The 16202-nt window shown below is 67.6% G+C and carries 15 protein-coding genes; 11 read left to right on the forward strand and 4 right to left on the reverse strand.

The window, feature by feature from the left end; translation table 11 throughout:
- Position 1: 1 nt before the first annotated feature.
- Positions 2–787, reverse strand: coding sequence for a siderophore-interacting protein (locus tag AADH62_RS14445; protein ID WP_341580127.1), 786 nt, complete (start codon positions 785–787; stop codon positions 2–4).
- Between the two features lie 125 nt (positions 788–912).
- Positions 913–2202 (reverse strand): HNH endonuclease signature motif containing protein, encoded by a 1290-nt coding sequence (locus AADH62_RS14450; protein ID WP_341580128.1) that lies wholly within the window; start codon positions 2200–2202, stop codon positions 913–915.
- A gap of 193 nt (positions 2203–2395) precedes the next feature.
- Here AADH62_RS14450 and AADH62_RS14455 point away from each other — a divergent pair, with 193 nt between their 5' ends.
- Positions 2396–2995, forward strand: a complete 600-nt coding sequence (locus tag AADH62_RS14455; RefSeq protein ID WP_341580129.1) for a gamma carbonic anhydrase family protein — start codon at positions 2396–2398, stop codon at positions 2993–2995.
- A gap of 4 nt (positions 2996–2999) precedes the next feature.
- Here the strand turns inward: AADH62_RS14455 and AADH62_RS14460 are convergent, their stop codons facing one another.
- Positions 3000–3173, reverse strand: coding sequence for a hypothetical protein (locus tag AADH62_RS14460; RefSeq protein ID WP_300591604.1), 174 nt, complete (start codon positions 3171–3173; stop codon positions 3000–3002).
- A 59-nt stretch (positions 3174–3232) separates the two neighbouring features.
- Positions 3233–5920 (reverse strand): phosphoenolpyruvate carboxylase, encoded by a 2688-nt coding sequence (locus tag AADH62_RS14465; protein ID WP_341580130.1) that lies wholly within the window; start codon positions 5918–5920, stop codon positions 3233–3235.
- A gap of 166 nt (positions 5921–6086) precedes the next feature.
- On the opposite strand from AADH62_RS14465, the gene nhaA reads away from it, so the two are divergent.
- The 10 genes from nhaA (at position 6087) to AADH62_RS14515 (ending at position 16098) form a co-directional block, all read left to right on the forward strand.
- A complete protein-coding gene (nhaA, locus tag AADH62_RS14470) occupies positions 6087–7262 on the forward strand; it encodes a Na+/H+ antiporter NhaA (RefSeq protein WP_341580131.1) in 1176 nt (391 codons plus the stop codon).
- Positions 7259–7954 carry a MazG family protein gene (locus AADH62_RS14475; RefSeq protein WP_341580132.1) on the forward strand — a complete coding sequence of 232 codons (696 nt, stop codon included), beginning with the start codon at positions 7259–7261 and terminating at the stop codon, positions 7952–7954. Before nhaA ends, AADH62_RS14475 begins: the two co-directional genes overlap by 4 nt.
- A gap of 31 nt (positions 7955–7985) precedes the next feature.
- Positions 7986–9236, forward strand: a complete 1251-nt coding sequence (hisS, locus tag AADH62_RS14480; RefSeq protein ID WP_341580139.1) for a histidine--tRNA ligase — start codon at positions 7986–7988, stop codon at positions 9234–9236.
- A gap of 68 nt (positions 9237–9304) precedes the next feature.
- The gene (locus tag AADH62_RS14485) at positions 9305–10144 is read left to right on the forward strand and encodes an SGNH/GDSL hydrolase family protein (protein WP_341580133.1); all 840 of its coding nucleotides are present in this window, start codon (positions 9305–9307) and stop codon (positions 10142–10144) included.
- A gap of 39 nt (positions 10145–10183) precedes the next feature.
- Positions 10184–10852 (forward strand): O-methyltransferase, encoded by a 669-nt coding sequence (locus AADH62_RS14490; RefSeq protein ID WP_341580134.1) that lies wholly within the window; start codon positions 10184–10186, stop codon positions 10850–10852.
- Between the two features lie 105 nt (positions 10853–10957).
- Positions 10958–12238, forward strand: a complete 1281-nt coding sequence (gene eno, locus AADH62_RS14495) for a phosphopyruvate hydratase (RefSeq protein ID WP_341580135.1) — start codon at positions 10958–10960, stop codon at positions 12236–12238.
- A 35-nt stretch (positions 12239–12273) separates the two neighbouring features.
- Positions 12274–12807, forward strand: coding sequence for a septum formation initiator family protein (locus AADH62_RS14500; protein ID WP_341580136.1), 534 nt, complete (start codon positions 12274–12276; stop codon positions 12805–12807).
- Between the two features lie 41 nt (positions 12808–12848).
- On the forward strand, positions 12849–13400 hold the full coding sequence (locus AADH62_RS14505) for a DUF501 domain-containing protein (protein WP_341580137.1): 552 nt from the start codon (positions 12849–12851) through the stop codon (positions 13398–13400).
- Entirely contained in the window at positions 13397–14698 is a 1302-nt protein-coding gene (locus tag AADH62_RS14510; RefSeq protein ID WP_425355697.1) for a S8 family serine peptidase, read from the forward strand. The genes AADH62_RS14505 and AADH62_RS14510 overlap by 4 nt, the downstream gene beginning before the upstream one ends.
- A 23-nt stretch (positions 14699–14721) precedes the next feature.
- Positions 14722–16098, forward strand: a complete 1377-nt coding sequence (locus AADH62_RS14515) for an NAD(P)/FAD-dependent oxidoreductase (RefSeq protein ID WP_341580138.1) — start codon at positions 14722–14724, stop codon at positions 16096–16098.
- The last annotated feature ends 104 nt before the right edge of the window (positions 16099–16202 follow it).

The following is a 16202-nucleotide window of genomic DNA, read 5'->3' on the forward strand; positions in this document are numbered from 1 at the left end:
ACTAGGCGGGCGGCAGGATCTGGCCGATCGGCTCGCGCTTCTCGGCTTGGAACCGGTCTTCGGTACGGCCGCGCGCCCAGTAGCCCGACAGGGACACTTGTCCGCGCTCAAGGGTGTGCTCGTCGAAGAACACGCGCCGCAGTTCTTTCATCGCTTCGCGCTCGCCGTGGGCGAAGACGTGGACACGCCCGTCGCGCCAGTCGATTTCCCGGACAGCATCGGCCACCGCCGACACCGAGTGATCGGGGTTGGTGATCCAGACCAGCTCGATGCCGGCGGGGTGATCGAGGTCGAGGATGTCGGCGTCGCTGTCCACCTCGATGACCGCCGCGCCCGTTGCATGTGCGGGGAGCGTTTCGAGGGCCGCCGCGATGGCGGGAACTGCTGACATGTCACCCGCGAACAGGTGCCAGTCGGCGTCCGGATCGGGGGAGTAGCCACCGCCAGGCCCCATGAGACTGATCGTCGCGCCAGGCTTCACCGTCGCTGCCCACGGACCGGCGAGTCCCTCGTCGCCGTGGATAACGAAGTCGACGTCGATCGCCTGCGCGGCATGGTCGACACGGCGCACCGTGTAGGTTCTCGTCACCGGATGTGACTCGGGTTCGGCAGTAGTGAACTTCAGCTTCACGTACTTGTCGGTCTCGGGCCGGTCCTGGAACTGCGCGAAGCCGGGCCCACCGAGGCGGACGCGTACCAGGTGCGGATTCAGCCACGTCGTTTCGAGCACGGTGAACTCGATCGTCGGTCGGGGTGCGCGTGTCGTGGTTCGAGAGGAAAGTGCCATCGCCTCCACGGTAGCCCTGCTCGCAGCAGTGAAGGGCAGTGCTGAGCCGAATCGGCCCCGCGCCTGCGGCGTTGCGCGCGGAAGGGCGCGAGAGATCGCCTCGGGAGCGGCGTGCGAGATCGCCTCTAGAAGGGCGCGGGTGCAGGTATCGGTTCGGGATCGGGTATGAACCGCACGGTAGGTGCCGGGTTGTCGGTGTAGGTCCTGCCGCTGGGGCTGGTCCATTCCAGGACTCCGCCGGGGAGCTGTTTCACGGTCCAGGCGGTGTCGTGTTTGAGGATGTGATGTCGTTTGCAGAAATGGGCAAGGTTCCCGGGGGCGGTAGGCCCGCCTCGGGCCGCGTCGATGGTGTGGTCGATGTCGCAGCTCTGGGCGGGGCGCCGGCATCCGGGGAAGCGGCAGTGTTCGTCTCGGGCCGACAGGTACCGTCTCAGAGCGGCGTCGGGTCGGTAGCGGTCCACAGCGACGGGGAGCCCGGTGCTGGTGTCGGTGAAGATGCGGTCCCAGCCGGGGGCTCGGCCGGCGAGATCGCGGATGAGGGCGGGATCGACAGGACCGTAGCCAGCGAGAATACCGGGTTCGTCGGTGGCTCCGGCCAGGGACCTGAGGGGGATGCTGACCTGGACGCGCCCGGTGATGGCGGCGGTGATCTCAGGGTCGCCGTGGGCTGTGGGGGTGGCGGTCAGCAGCAGGTCGGCGAGCACGTCTGCGCGCAGCTGATCCATCGTCCGGGCATCTGCTGCCGGTTCGGCCGGGCTCTGTTCGTCGCCGGGCACCGCGACGCGGGTGTCGCAGACGTGGTGGGCGGTTTGGGTGAGGCGGTCGTGAATGGCGTACGCGAGCGGTGCGGGAAGGTCGGCAATGAGGCGGGCGAGTCCGTCGTCAAGATCCTGGACGCGAACAGCGTGGGCCTCGGCTGCGAGGCGCCGCAGCCGAGCTGGGGACTCTGGGTCAATGCTTGCGGCGATCGCACGTGCCGCGGGCCGGAGTCGGTTCGGGCTTTCGCGGCGGGCGATCTCGAGCGCGAGCTGTTCGTACCGGGCTCGCGCGTGATCATCGGAGATTCCGGCGCCGGCGTCCACGATGACCCGGGCGTGGCTGGCATCTACCTCGCCGTGTTCGAGGGCCGCGTGGGTTCCGCCGAATCGGCCGAGAAGGGTGGATGCCTCGCCCATGCGGTTCTGGACGGTGCGGTCGCTGATGCGCATCGCGGCTCCGAGTTCGGCGGCGATTTCGCGGATGCCGAGGTCTGACCCGGACCGAGAGGATCCGAGCTCCGCGGCCCGTTCCAGGGCCAAATCAACCCCGTACGCGAGCAACCGAGCCTCACGGGCCTGCAACGCTGCGATCTTCCGCCGCGTCGCGACCAGATCATCCACCAAAGCGGTCACCCGACCGTGCACCCGCGACGACACGGAAGGACCGCGGTGTCGGTCGGGGGATGCGGGGGTGCCCATGCTGCTCCGAGAATCGTGAAGCCAGAAGGCTCCGCCGGAAGCGCTCCATGGGCACGTGCGCTGCTAACCACTACTATAGAACAAAAGTACGAAACTCGCAAGCGCATTCGGCACACCGGCGCGGTACGCTGACACCGATCGAGGAGGAATGATGCGGTTCGAGCACCTCGGGGCGCAGCCCCGCATCCATCCCACGGCCGTCATCGCGCCGAGCGCGGTGATTTCGGGGGAAGTCACGATCGGCGCGCATTCGCAGGTCCTGCACGGCGCGGTCATCACGGCCGAGGGCGGTGCGATCACGATCGGTGAGAGCGTCATTGTGATGGAGAACGCGCTGATCCGGGCGAGCGCGACAGATCCCGTCCATATCGGCGACCACGTGCTGGTCGGACCGATGGCGAGTATTTCGGGAGCCACCGTGGCTGATGAGGTGTTCCTCGCCACGGGAACGCGCGTTTTCAACGGCGCGCGAATCGGCGAGCGCAGCGAGGTTCGCATCAACGCGGTCGTTCACCTGCGCACCGTTCTTCCCCCAGAAGCAGTCGTGCCGATCGCGTGGGTTGCTGTGGGAAATCCGGCGCACCTGTACTCGCCGGACCGGCATGACGAGATCTGGGAAGCGCAGAAGGAGTTGGACTTCCCGGGCTACGTGTTCGGGCTCGACCGTGAGACGCCGGATCTGATGGTTCAACTCACGGAGCGCTACGGACGGAGTCTTGCGAGGCACGCTGACGACGTTCGCCTCGACTGAGACTTCAGTCCCAGGTCACCCCGCATTCGCGGCACAAGAACACGACGGCATCCTGCACGTCGACATCACTCAGCAGCTCGGCGCGGCGCTCGAACGCGACAGCGAACCACGCGACGTCGTCGACCCGGACGTCATCGGTGCCGCACAGCGGGCAGGTCTCCGTGGTCGTGATCGCCATGCCCAGACGCTAACCCTGCCCACCGACACGGATGGCAGCGACGCGCGATCCGTGCAGGATCATCCCGTGTTCTGCAGGCCCGCCGCGACACCGCTCACCGAAAGCAACAGCAGACGCTGCTGATCGGGATCGGCGGGGGAGTCGGATGCCGCGGCATCCCGAAGCCCGCGCAGCGCTCGCAGCTGAAGCAGTGACAGCGCGTCAACATAGGGACTGCGGAGCTTCACGGCACGCTGCAGGACGGGCTTGTTGGCGAGCACCTCGTCGCCGCCGGTGAGCCTGACGACCCAGGAGCGTGTCAAGGTCATCTCATCGAGCACGAGCCCGGCGAGGTCGTCGCGGTCGCCGAGTTCGAGATACCGGCGCGCGATCCGCGGGTCGGTCTTGGCAAGACTCATCCCGACGTTGTCGATCATCGTCCTGAAGAGTGGCCACTGCTCATAGGCCTCGCGCAGCAGCTCTTCATCACCGACGGCATCCAGCGCGGTCCCCAGGCCGAACCAGCCCGCGAGGTTGATGCGCGCCTGCGCCCAGGCGAACACCCACGGGATGGCGCGGAGGTCAGCGAGGGATTCGACCGACAGGCCGCGCCGCGCGGGACGTGAGCCGAGGGCCAGCAGCCCGATCTCTTCCATCGGGGTGACCTGCGCGAACCACGGCGCGAATCCGGGGGCTTTGACGAGATCGAAGAAGCGCTGACGGGATGCGGCATCCAGCGTCGCGGCCACGTCGGCGAACTTCCGCGCCGCGCCGGAGTTGCGCCGCTCGATCGACGGTGCGGATGCCAGCAGCACGGCGGCGGCCACCTGGTCGATGTGGCGCATCGCGATCTCCGGGTCGCCGTACCGCGCGAAGATCACCTCACCTTGCTCTGTGAGCTTGAACCGGCCGTCGACCGAGTGTGGCGGCTGGGCGAGGATCGCGGAGTTTGCGGGCCCGCCGCCGCGTCCGAGCGCGCCGCCGCGACCGTGGAAGAGCGTCAGCTCGATGCCCTCCGCCTTCGCCCACGCGGCGATTTCGGCCTGCGCCTCGTAGAGCGCGAGGGTCGCAGCGACGGGGCCGACATCCTTCGACGAGTCGGAGTAGCCGAGCATGACCTCCAGGCGCCGGCCGGTGCGTTCCAGCCGATCGGCGAACTCAGGGTGCTGCACGATCTCGGCGAGGATCCCCGGTGCTGCCTGCAGGTCCGCGAACGTCTCGAACAGCGGGACGACGTCGAGCACCGGCATCCGCCCGCCCTCGCCGACCGCGTAGCGGGCCAGGCGATGAACGTTCGCGAGGTCCTCGGCGGACTGCGTGAACGACACGATGTAGCGGCCCGCCGCTGCAGGTCCGTACCGCTCCTGCAGGTACGCGATCGTGCGGAAAACCTCGAGGACCTCGTCGGCCTGCTCGGAGAGCTTGCCGGTCGAGCCGGCGGCAGCATCCAGCTCGGCAAGCACCTTCGCGTGCACCGCCGAGTGCTGGCGCACTTCGAGCTCGGCGAGGTGGAAACCGTAGGTCTCGACCTGCCAGATGAGCTGCTGCAGGTGTCCGTAGGCCTGGCGGGCAGCTCCGGCAGCGACGAGCGAGTCCTGAACCGTGCGCAGGTCAGCGAGGAATTCGCTCGGCTCGCGGTAGGCAAGGTCTGCATCCCGCAGCCGCGTCGCGTCGATCTTCCGCGCGAGCATCAGCAGGATGCGGCGGTGCGGCTCATTCGGCGATCGCTTCGCGATCTCGGTAGCCGCCTCTTCGTCCGCAGCCTTCAGGCGCTTCCAGAGAGCAAGCAGCGCGTCGGAGGGCGGTGTCGTGTCGGCATCCAGGGTGAGCGTGCGCCCGATGCGCTGCGTCGTGCGCTCGAGCCCCAGCAGGATGTGCTCGGCGGCGATGCCCGCGGCCTTGCGGGTCACGGATGCCGTCACGAACGGGTTTCCATCGCGGTCGCCGCCGACCCACGACCCGACACGCACGAAGGGGCTCACCAGCGGTGCGCGACCACCCGCATTCGTGCCCTGCAGCATGTCATCGAGGCGCCGATACACGGCGGGGACCACGGTGTAGAGCGTCTCGTCGAAGATCGCCATGACCGAACGCACCTCGTCGACCGGCGACGGCTTCTCGGGGCGAAGCGGCGCGGTGCGCCACAGGGTGTCGATCTCTTCGACCATGCGCCGTTCCAGACGCGTCGGGTCGTTGCCGTCGCGCAGGCGGTCATCGTGCTCCTGCAACAGGCCCGCGAGGCGACGGATGCTGGAAGAGATCGCCCGGCGACGCGCTTCGGTGGGGTGCGCCGTGAACACGGGGTGGAAACGCAGCGCCTGCAGGCGGGCGAGCGCGGCATCCTCACCGATTTCGTCGGCAAGGCGCGCGTAAGCGGCCTCGATCGAGTCGGCTGCGCCCTCGCTATCGGGGCGGCCGTCGCGCTCGCGGACGATCCGCACCCGTTGGTGCTCTTCGACCAGGTTCACGAGGTGGAAGTATGCAGTGAAGGCGCGGGCCACCTCGTGGGCACGCTCGATCGAGAACGACTCGGCAACCTCGGTGGCATGCGCGAAGGCCTCAGGTGTCTCATCCGTGTAGGCCTGGATCGTCGCAAGGCGCAGGCGCTCGACATCCTCGAACAAGCCGGGCGACCCACTCTCGCGGAGCACCTCGCCGAGGAGGGAGCCGAGCAGGCGCACGTCGGCGCGCATCTGCTCGGGGATCTCTTGACCCGCTTCGTATCGGCCGACGAGGTCGATGGCTTCGGTCCGGGTCAGTTCGTACATGCAGTCCACCGTAACGGCCAGGTGTTTCATCAAGGTGACGTGTGACGACTCGTGACAGGGTGCAATCCGAGTCGTCTTCGAGGCGCAAGAGCCCCGCCGGTAGGATAGGGGGTGGAGAGCCGGGAAGTCTGGTCGGCATCGGCTGCCGCATCCCCGAAAGGACTCCATGTCGTTGCTTCGCTCTGCGCGCTTTCCCGCCATCATGCTGCTGGTTGCAGCCGCCGCGGGACTCATCATCGCGAATTCTCCGATCGGCCACACTGTGCAAGATCTGCAGCACACCTATGTGGGCATCCCGGGTATCTTCGAGCTCTCGGTGGGTCACTGGATCGCTGACGGGCTCCTTGCCCTGTTCTTCTTCGTCGTCGCGGTCGAGCTGCAGTTCGAGCTCACCAACGGGCAGCTCAACTCTGCTCGGAAGGCGCTGCAGCCGGCGATCGCCGCGGCAGGCGGGGTGATCGTTCCGATCGTCGTCTACCTCGCGTTCGCGTGGGGCACAGAGTCTGCTGACGGATGGCCGATCCCGACCGCGACAGACATTGCGTTTGCCCTCGGTGTCCTGGCCGTCTTCGGCCGAGGACTTCCCTCCGGCGTCAGGATCTTCCTGCTCGCCCTCGCGATCCTCGACGACATCGTCGGCATCATCTTCATCGCGGTGCTCTTCACCGACGGCGTGAACATCGCGCTCCTTGCGGGCGCAGCAGTGCTCGTCGTGCTCTTCGGGTACCTCAGCCGTAAGCTCGACACGCGGGCGCGCGCCGCGGTCATCCCGATCCTCCTCGTGCTCGCGGTGGCTACCTGGGTTCTGGTCTACCTCTCGGGGGTCCACGCCACGATCGCTGGCGTCGCCCTCGGCCTGGCAATGGCGCAGCAGCCAGCTCTTCACGCCCGGCATGCGATGGAGCCGTGGGTCAACGTCATCGTGCTGCCGCTGTTCGCCTTCTCGTCGGCGCTTGTCATTATCCCGGCGGTGTCGATCGAGGAACTCACGCCGGCCTTCTACGGCATTCTTATCGCCCTTCCCGTCGGAAAGATCATCGGAATATCGCTGTTCGGGTGGATCTCGCAACGCGTCGCGCACGACCCCGCGATGCCGCGACTGCCGATGGCTGACCTCCTTGCCGCCGGCGCGCTCGGCGGCATCGGGTTCACCGTGTCGCTGCTGCTGTCCGAGCTCGCGTTCGAAGGCAACGACCTCCTCACCGACGAAGCAGTGCTCGGCGTGCTCTCGGGCTCGCTGATCTCGGTCATCATCGCCGGCATCCTCGTGTCTGCGCGTGCCCGTCACTACCGCAGGCGGGCAAGCGCCGTCACCGAATCCAGCGAAGCAGCAACGTCATGACAGACCCCATCGAGCCGACGTCGGCAGACCCGTTGCGCCGCGCTGCCGAGACGATGCGAGCGGTGCGCGACCGGTGCGTCTGGACGCAGCAGATCGATCATCGGGCACTCGTTCCTTACCTCGTCGAAGAGAGTGCCGAACTCATCGACGCAGTCGAGGTGGGCACGCGCGCCGATTTGCGTGAGGAACTAGGCGACCTGCTGTGGCAGGTGCTTTTCCACGCTGAGATCGCCTCGCGCGACAGTGAGGATCCGTTCGACATCGATGATGTTGCCCGCACACTCACCGACAAGATGGTGCGTCGGCATCCGCATGTCTTCGCCGGCGAGACCGCCGACACGCCCGAGCAGGTTCTCGTGCTGTGGAACGCTGCGAAGGCCGAAGAGAAGCGCAGTCGCACGAGTGTGCTCGATGGTGTGAGTGAACGGATGCCGACCCTGGCGCTCGCGCAAAAGCTGGTGGGCAAGGCCTCCTTGCTGCCGGCAACCGTAGTGCCACCGGTGCGTGAGGCCGGTACCGACGATCCCGCCGCGCCTTCCTCCGAAGCCGCACTGGGCGATGCGCTCCTCGCCCTCGTCGCGGTCGCCCGGGAGCACGGTTGGGATGCGGAGCGCGCACTGCGCCAGCGACTGCGCACATTATCGGAAGAGATCCGGGCTGCGGAGGCTGAGCCTCCCGACCTGGAAGAATAGGCCGGTGCCACCCGTCACCCCGCCGCGCGGCATGCGCGATTTTCTCCCCGCCGACAAGGCTCGCCGTGAGCGCGTGCTCGCCGTCATCCGTCAGCGCTACCGCGCCCACGGTTTCGACGAAATTGAGACTCCGGTGGTCGAGGACTACGAGCGGCTGCACGCCGGTATCGGTGGCGACAACGAGAAGCTCGCCTACAACGTCCTGCGCCGCGGACTGGATGCCGACGGCATCCGTGCGGCAGCCGACGATCCCACGGCCCTCTCGGATCTGGGGCTGCGGTATGACCTGACGGTGCCGCTCGCACGCTTCTACGCGAGCCACCGGGCCGAGCTTCCGGGGGTCTTCCGTGCCGTGCAGATCGCGCCGGTGTGGCGGGCAGAGCGCCCCCAGAAGGGTCGATATCGGCAGTTCGTGCAGTGCGACATCGACATCATCGGCGATGCTTCCTCGCGCGCCGAAGCCGAGCTGATCACCGCAACCCTCGACGCGCTGGATGCCCTCGGGCTCGAGGGCGGCATCGTTCGCGTGAACGACCGTCGCCTGTTGGATGCGATGCTCGATCACTTCGGCTTTCCCGAGGCAGAGCGACCCGGCGTCCTTATCACGATCGACAAGCTCGACAAGATCGGCGCCGCCGGCGTCGCCACCGAGCTGCGCGAACGCTCGGCGGCGCCCGAGGCTGTTGACGCCTTTGCGGAGTTCCTGTCGCGTGAGAAGGGCACGGTTAGCCGTTTTGACGACGAGCAGATCCGCGCTGCGCTGCCCAACGGGCTGGAGGGTGATGCGATTGGTGCCCTTGCCGCGATCGGCGAGGCGGTAGCCGCAGCTCGCGGGGGAGAGGCGCCCCTCGTGTTCGACCCGTTCCTCGTGCGCGGTATGGGCTACTACACCGGCACGATCTTCGAGATCGCCCACCCGCTGGTGTCCTATTCGCTCGGTGGTGGCGGGCGCTACGACGGCATGATCGGCCGGTTCCTCGGCCAGGACGTTCCCGCCGTCGGATTCTCGCTCGGCTTCGAGCGGATCGTCGACCTTGTCACCGATGCGGCCGATGACGACATCCACGCCGTCGTGCTCGTTCACGATCGCGAGGTCGACGTTGCTGAGCTGATCGCCCTGAAGTCAGCGCTGGTAGCCCTCGGAAGCCGCGTGCGGCTGGAGCAGCGTCCGAAGAACCTCAAGCCGCTGCTGGAGCGCGCGACCGCCGATGGGTACACCCACTTCGCGGCAGTTCGCCCGGGAGCAACGGTCGACACCCTCGAGATCAAGCCGCTCGGCTGACTCTTTCGGCGCTCATCCGTTCACCGGCGCGTCAACGGCGATTCAGCTCGAGCGGGTCAAATCGCCCCATGAGCCGGATCACGACCCGAGTGCTCTGGGGAGCTGCCGTGGTGGGCGCTGTTGCGACGACGGCGCTCGCCGCACGCACGTTGCTCGACCGCCAGGCCGCGCAGGCGCGGCGACTCATCGGCAAACCGCTCGGTGAGGACGCGCTGGAGGCAGACCGAGTATGGCGCCGAAAGCTCGAGGGTGACCCAATCGAGCTTCTTGTGCTGGGGGACTCGATCGCGGCCGGTCTCGGCGCGCAGCGGCGCAAGGAAACGCTCGGTGCGCGTCTGGCGATCGGACTCGCGAAGAAGGCGAAGCGCCCCGTGCGACTACGCACCGCGGCGGTCGTCGGGTCGGAATCTTCGGCCTTGGGTGCTCAGCTCGACGAGCTCGCTGATGACTATCGGCCGGATGTCGCCGTCATCATCGTCGGCGGCAACGACATCACGCACCGCGTCGCCGTCTCCACCGCGGTGCGGCACTTGGTCGTGGCGATCGAACGGCTGCGGGCACGCGGTGTGCAGGTCGTGGTGGGAAGTTGCCCAGACCTCGGGGCGCTGCGACCGGTGCCGCAACCGCTGCGATCACTCGGGTCACGGATGTCACGACAGCTCGCCGACGCACAGGAGGACGCGGCTGTCGGCGCAGGTGCGTACGCCGTATCACTGCGTCACGCGGTCGGGCCGTTCTTCATCTCCCAGCCGGACGAGATGTTCAGCCTTGACCGCTTCCACCCGAGCCCCCTCGGATACCGGCGCACTGCCGAGGCTCTTCTCCCGGCGGTTGCGGGAGCCCTGGGCTACGGGAGAACAAGCGCCGCGACCCGGCATCCGACGGGGGAATCAGACCCAGCGCGCTGACCCGTTGACCGCGCGAGCCGGGCACGGTTGGCTGATGCCATGCCAGATCCCACCCCGGACGCGTGGACCCGAGTCGATCACTACCTGACCGAGACGCTCGTCGACCAGGATGCCGCGCTTGATGCCGCGCTGGCAGAGCAGGGCCGCGCGGGGCTGCCAGCCATCGAGGTGGCTCCCGTGAACGCGAAGTTCTTGCACCTGCTCGCCCGGATCGCGGGCGCCTGCAGGATCCTCGAGATCGGCACCCTTGGCGGCTACTCGACGATCTGGCTCGCCCGCGCTGTGCCGAGCAGTGGAACGGTGGTCACGATCGAGGCAGAGCCGGTCAACGCCGCAATCGCGCGGGCCAACCTCGACCGAGCGGGAGTCGGGGATCGCGTCGATGTTCGCGTTGGGCGGGCCGCTGACGTCCTGCCGACCCTAGTGGGGGAGGATCCCTTCGATCTCGTCTTCATCGACGCCGACAAGGAATCCAACACGGTCTACCTTGACTGGGCGGCGCGCCTCGGGCGTGCGGGAACTGTCGTCGTTGTCGACAACATCGGCCGATCGGGCCAGGTCGCCGATCCTCACGACACCACGAGCCAGGTCGTCGGTACCCGGCGCGGGCTCGAGATGCTGCGCGATGATCCGCGGTTCGATGCGACAGCCCTACAGACCCTGGATCGCAAAGGGTGGGATGGAATCGCGGTCGCCGTGGTGGTCTGAGCTTTTCTCCGCCCGAGCGGGCCTGTGGCGCGGCATCCGTCGTCACTAGACTCGACGTGGACCGACGACGCTCCGACACAACCCTCCCAAACAAGGAGTCCTTTCGTGGCATTGATTGAGGCTGTAGGCGCGCGCGAGATTCTCGATTCGCGCGGCAACCCGACCGTCGAGGTGGAAGTCCTCCTCGAAGACGGCACCGTTCAGCGGGCGGCCGTCCCGTCCGGTGCATCGACCGGCGCATTCGAGGCGTATGAACTGCGTGACGGTGACAAGAGCCGGTACGGCGGCAAGGGCGTGCTCAAGGCCGTCGCTGCCGTCATCGACGAGCTCGGGCCGGCGCTCGAGGGTGTGGATGCCAGCGAGCAGCGCATCGTCGACGAGATTCTCATCGAGACCGACGGAACCGACAACAAGTCGCGCTGCGGCGCCAACGCAATCCTCGGCGTGAGCCTGGCCGTGGCCAAGGCCGCGGCCGACAGCGCAGACCTGCCGCTGTTCCGCTACCTCGGCGGACCCAACGCGCATGTGCTGCCCGTTCCGCTGTTCAACGTCATCAACGGCGGCGAGCACGCCGACAACGGCATCGACTTCCAGGAGTTCTTCCTGGCCCCCATCGGCGCCGAAACCTACGCGGAGTCGCTGCGCTGGGGCACCGAGACCTACCACGTCCTCAAGGGCGAACTGAAGGCCGCGGGCTTCGCTACCGGCCTCGGCGACGAGGGCGGCTTCGCTCCCGACCTGCCGAGCAACCGCGAGGGCCTGGACTTCCTCATGAAGGCGATCGAGAAGGCCGGCTTCACCCCCGGCACCGACATCGCCGTGGGTCTGGATGTCGCGGCCACGGAGTTCTTCTCCGACGGCGTCTACACCGTTGAGGGCAAGCCGTGGACGGCAGCTGAGCTCACCGACTACTTCGCCGACCTCGTCGCGAACTACCCGATCGTCACGATCGAGGATGCGCTGGCCGAAGACGACTGGGACGCCTGGAAGGCGCTCACCGACGCGATCGGTTCGAAGGTGCAGCTGGTCGGTGACGACCTGTTCGTGACCAACCCGAGCCGCCTGCAGCGGGGAATCGACCTGGGCGTTGCCAACGCGCTGCTCGTGAAGGTCAACCAGATCGGCACGCTGTCCGAGACCCTGGATGCCGTGGCTCTTGCCACCTCGAACGGCTACCGGTCGATGCTGTCGCACCGCTCGGGCGAGACCGAAGACACCACGATCGCCGACCTCGCGGTCGCCGTGAACTGCGGTCAGATCAAGACCGGTGCGCCTGCTCGTAGCGAGCGTGTCGCGAAATACAATCAGCTTCTGCGCATCGAAGAAGAACTCGGCGACGCGGCGGTCTTCGCCGGTCGTGGAGCCTTCCCCCGTTTCAAGGGCTGATGCGCTCGAACTGACCTGACGAGAGGGGAGCCGTGATGACCAGTCCGGCTCCCCGTTCTCGTTCCCCCCGTCCTCGCTCGCCTCGCCGCGTCGACGTGCGGGGCTGGCTCGGCGGCATCCGGCTCTCGGGCTTCATGGTGATCATGCTGGGACTCGTCGTCCTCGCAGCCTTCGTGTTGGTTCCCACCGTCGGCACCTACCTGGAGCAGCGACAACGGATTGCTGCGCTCGAGCAGGCAGTGCAGGTGACCGAGGACCAGATCGCTGCCCTCGAGACCGAGAAGGACCGGTGGCAGGACCCGGCCTACATCACAACCCAGGCCCGCGAGCGGCTCTACTACGTGCGCCCTGGTGAGGTCGTGTACCTCGTCGACAATGACTTGCCCGATTCGGCGATACCCGCCGAGCAGGCGCCGGTGAGCGACGAGGTGGTGCAAACCACGACCGACTGGATGTCGCAACTGGTGCGGTCGGTGACCGCGGCGGGGCTTGCGAAGACCGCGGCCCTTCCAGTCATCGGGGTTCCCGATCCGCAGCCGTCTTCCTCGGAGTCGGCTGTCGCCCCGTGACGCGCAGCGGGACTTCAGGAGCGGGTCGGTAGCCTGGAGGAGTGTCCAGGCCCCCGTTTGCTCCCGTCACCGAGGCTGAGCTCGCCGTCCTGCGCGAGCAACTGGGTCGCCCGGCTCGGGGAGTGCTCGGGATCGCCGCTCGCTGCGCGTGCGGAAACCCCACGGTTGTCGCCACCGCCCCGCGGCTCCCCGACGGCACCCCGTTCCCGACGTTCTACTACCTGACGCATCCGGGTGCGACGGCGGCGATGTCAGTGCTCGAGGCTGACCACACCATGCACGAGCTCGCCGATCAGCTCGATGTGGACGAAGAGATCGCGGCCGCGTACCGCCTCGCGCACCAGAGCTATCTCGAGGACCGCGCTCAGTACGGCGACCCGGAGGAGATCGCGGGGATCTCGGCGGGCGGGATGCCGACGCGGGTGAAGTGCCTGCACGCCGTGCTGGCGCACTCGCTCGCGGCGGGTCCGGGGGTGAACCCGATCGGGGACCGGGCGCTCGCGCTCTCGGACTGGTCGCCGGATCGTTGCGTGTGCGCCGACCCGGGAGCCGCAACGCGCGCAGTGGACGCGGTCTCCGAGGAGCTGGCGTGAGTGCCGCGGTGGCGACGGATCGCCGCCGCCAGCTCGGTCGACTCGCGGCAGTTGCGCTCGCGATCGCAGGCATGATCGCCCTGCCCGGGTTCACCGTCACGCCCTCGCCGTCGCCCTCTGAATCCGACCCACTGCGGGCAGCCGAGTACTGGCTCGACGATTACGGCATCCGGGACGCTTGGCAGACCTCCACGGGCGCCGGCGTCAAGATCGCCGTCATCGACACCGGGATCGGCAAGGGCCCCGTGGAGTTCTCGGGAGTCGTCGGCGGCACGGATGTCTCGGGTCTCGGGTCCCCGGACGGGCGCACGCCCGTGGGAGCCCGCGACCCCGATCACGGCAGCTGGGTAGCATCCCTCGCCGCCTCCCGCGGTACGAGCCCGGTGACGGGCATGCTCGGTGTGGCACCGGATGCCGAGCTCCTCTCGATCTCCGTGGGATTCGGTGTCTCGGCATCCGTCCCCTTCGCCGAGCAGATCGCGCAGGCGATCTATTGGGCTGTCGATAATGGCGCCGACATCATCAATCTGTCGTTCACGACGAACACCCCGGACTGGGATCGCAGCTGGGACGACGCGTTCATGTACGCCTTCGAGCACGACGTTGTCGTCGTGGCAGCGGCAGGAAACCGGGGGAGTGGAACGGGAGTCGTCGGTGCGCCGGCGACGATCCCCGGTGTCCTCGTTGTCGGTGGTGTGGACCCCCAAGGGCGCGCGAGCCGCGAGGCATCCACGCAGGGCATCACGATCGCCGTGGCGGCTCCCAGCGAGAACCTGCTCGGAGTGTCAGCGGACGGCAAGGTCGTCGAGTGGGACGGCACGAGCGGCGCCGCGCCCATCGTGGCGGGGATCGCGGCACTCGTGCGGTCCGCGTATCCCGACATGGATGCCGACGATGTCATCAATCGCATCATCCGTACCGCCACGCCACCTGCCGGGGTGACAGACCTTCCCGACCCGCTCTACGGCTACGGACTGGTGGATGCCAAGGCCGCGGTGACGGCATCCGTACCCTCGGTCAGCGAGAACCCGCTCGGCAGTCTCGCGGAGTGGATCACGATCTACCGTCGAGCCAATCTCGTGCCTGATCCCGAGCCGACAGTTCCCCCCGCCGCCGTCGAGCCCCTCCCTCCCGTCGAGCAGCAGGCTGCGGGATCGCCGCTCCTGCCGAGCACCGAGTCGCTGCTCTACGGGACGGTCCCGCTCGCGGCGGGCACTGTCGCGGCTATACTGGTGGCGCTCGGCGTCACCGCTGCTGTCCGACGCGTCCGATTGGCGTCCCGCGCCCCCCGCCGCTGAAACATCTCAGGAGTTCTCCCATCGTGAGCAACACCACCCCCAGGATCCTTATTGTCGGCGGAGGGTATGCCGGCTTCTACACGGCCTGGAAGCTCGAGAAGCATCTTCGCCGCGGCGAAGCACAGGTCACGATTGTCGACCCGCTTCCGTACATGACCTACCAGCCGTTCCTTCCCGAGGTGGCTGCGGGCTCGATCGAGGCCCGCCACTCGGTGGTGTCGCTGCGTCGTCACCTCAAGCGCACGCGCGTCGTGACGGCGAAGATCACCGGTATCGACCACGCCAACAAGGTAGCGACGGTGACCCCGACGCTCGGCGAGCCCTGGCAAGAGGAATACGACCAGATCGTCGTCACCGCCGGCGCTGTCTCGCGGACCTTCCCGATCCCCGGAATCGCCGACAATGCGATCGGCCTGAAGACGATCGAAGAGGCCGTCGCCATCCGCGACAAGCTCTTCTCGAACTTCGACAAGGCAGCGACCCTTCCCCCCGGGCCCGAGCGGGAGCGACTGCTCACCGTCGTCGTGGTCGGTGGCGGGTTCGCGGGCATCGAGGTGTTCGCCGAGTTGCGCTCGATCGCATCCGCGCTGCTGAAGAAGTACCCCGAGCTGAGCTTCGAAGAGACCCACTTCCACCTCGTCGAGGCGATGGGTCGCATCATGCCCGAGGTGTCGCTGGAGACCAGCAAGTGGGTCATGAAGTCGCTCGGTGAGCGCGGCGCAGCTGTGCACCTCGACACGCAGGTAACCGGAGCGGTGGGCGGCAACGTCGAACTGTCCACGGGTGAAGTCATCCCGAGCGACCTGATCGTCTGGACCGCCGGCGTCATGGCCAACCCGACCGTTGTGCGGGGCAGCGATCTGCCCGTCGAGGAGCGGGGCCGCATCCGCACCCGCGCCGACCTGCGCGTCGGTAGTGAAGACGAGATCGTCGAGGGCGCCTGGGCTGCCGGTGACGTTGCCGCGGTGCCCGACCTGACCGGCGGTGGCGTCGGCGGCTACTGCGTCCCGAACGCGCAGCACGCCGTGCGTCAGGCGAAGCTCATGGCCAAGAACATCACCGCGGTCCTGCGCGGTGAGCTTCCCGTCGAGTACGTGCACAAGAACCTCGGCGCCGTCGCGGGTCTTGGTCTGTACAACGGTGTGTTCCAGTCGGGCAAGCTTGCGCTCAAGGGCTTCATCGCCTGGCTTGCGCACCGCGGCTACCACGGCCTGGCGATGCCGTCGTGGGAGCGCAAGTGGCGCGTCATCTGGGGTTGGTGGAACAACCTGTGGCTGGGTCGCGACATCGTGAACCTGTCAACTGTGCAGCACCCGCGGTACGTGTTCGAGGAGTTTGCGGCGCGTCCGAAGCCGAAGCCGGCTGAATCGGAGCCTGAGAAGGTCGCCGCCACGTCCTGACACTGTCGGTCGCGGGCGCCCCTGCGGGTAGCGTGGGATCGCCGATAACGGCGCGCCCCCGTAGCCCAATGGCAGAGGCAGGCGACTTAAAATCGCTCAAGTGT

The sequence above is a fragment of the Microbacterium schleiferi genome, from assembly GCF_038150145.1.
Classification (GTDB): Bacteria; Actinomycetota; Actinomycetes; order Actinomycetales; family Microbacteriaceae; genus Microbacterium; species Microbacterium schleiferi_B.

Coding starts and splice junctions, on each gene's coding strand:
- AADH62_RS14500 (WP_341580136.1), top strand. CDS start 12,274: ATGACCAGTCCGGCTCCCCGTTCTCGTTCCCCCCGTCCTCGCTCGCCT.
- AADH62_RS14455 (WP_341580129.1), top strand. CDS start 2,396: ATGCGGTTCGAGCACCTCGGGGCGCAGCCCCGCATCCATCCCACGGCC.
- hisS (WP_341580139.1), top strand. CDS start 7,986: ATGCGCGATTTTCTCCCCGCCGACAAGGCTCGCCGTGAGCGCGTGCTC.
- nhaA (WP_341580131.1), top strand. CDS start 6,087: ATGTCGTTGCTTCGCTCTGCGCGCTTTCCCGCCATCATGCTGCTGGTT.
- AADH62_RS14490 (WP_341580134.1), top strand. CDS start 10,184: ATGCCAGATCCCACCCCGGACGCGTGGACCCGAGTCGATCACTACCTG.
- AADH62_RS14445 (WP_341580127.1), bottom strand. CDS start 787: ATGGCACTTTCCTCTCGAACCACGACACGCGCACCCCGACCGACGATC.
- AADH62_RS14460 (WP_300591604.1), bottom strand. CDS start 3,173: ATGGCGATCACGACCACGGAGACCTGCCCGCTGTGCGGCACCGATGAC.
- AADH62_RS14465 (WP_341580130.1), bottom strand. CDS start 5,920: ATGTACGAACTGACCCGGACCGAAGCCATCGACCTCGTCGGCCGATAC.
- AADH62_RS14475 (WP_341580132.1), top strand. CDS start 7,259: ATGACAGACCCCATCGAGCCGACGTCGGCAGACCCGTTGCGCCGCGCT.
- AADH62_RS14485 (WP_341580133.1), top strand. CDS start 9,305: ATGAGCCGGATCACGACCCGAGTGCTCTGGGGAGCTGCCGTGGTGGGC.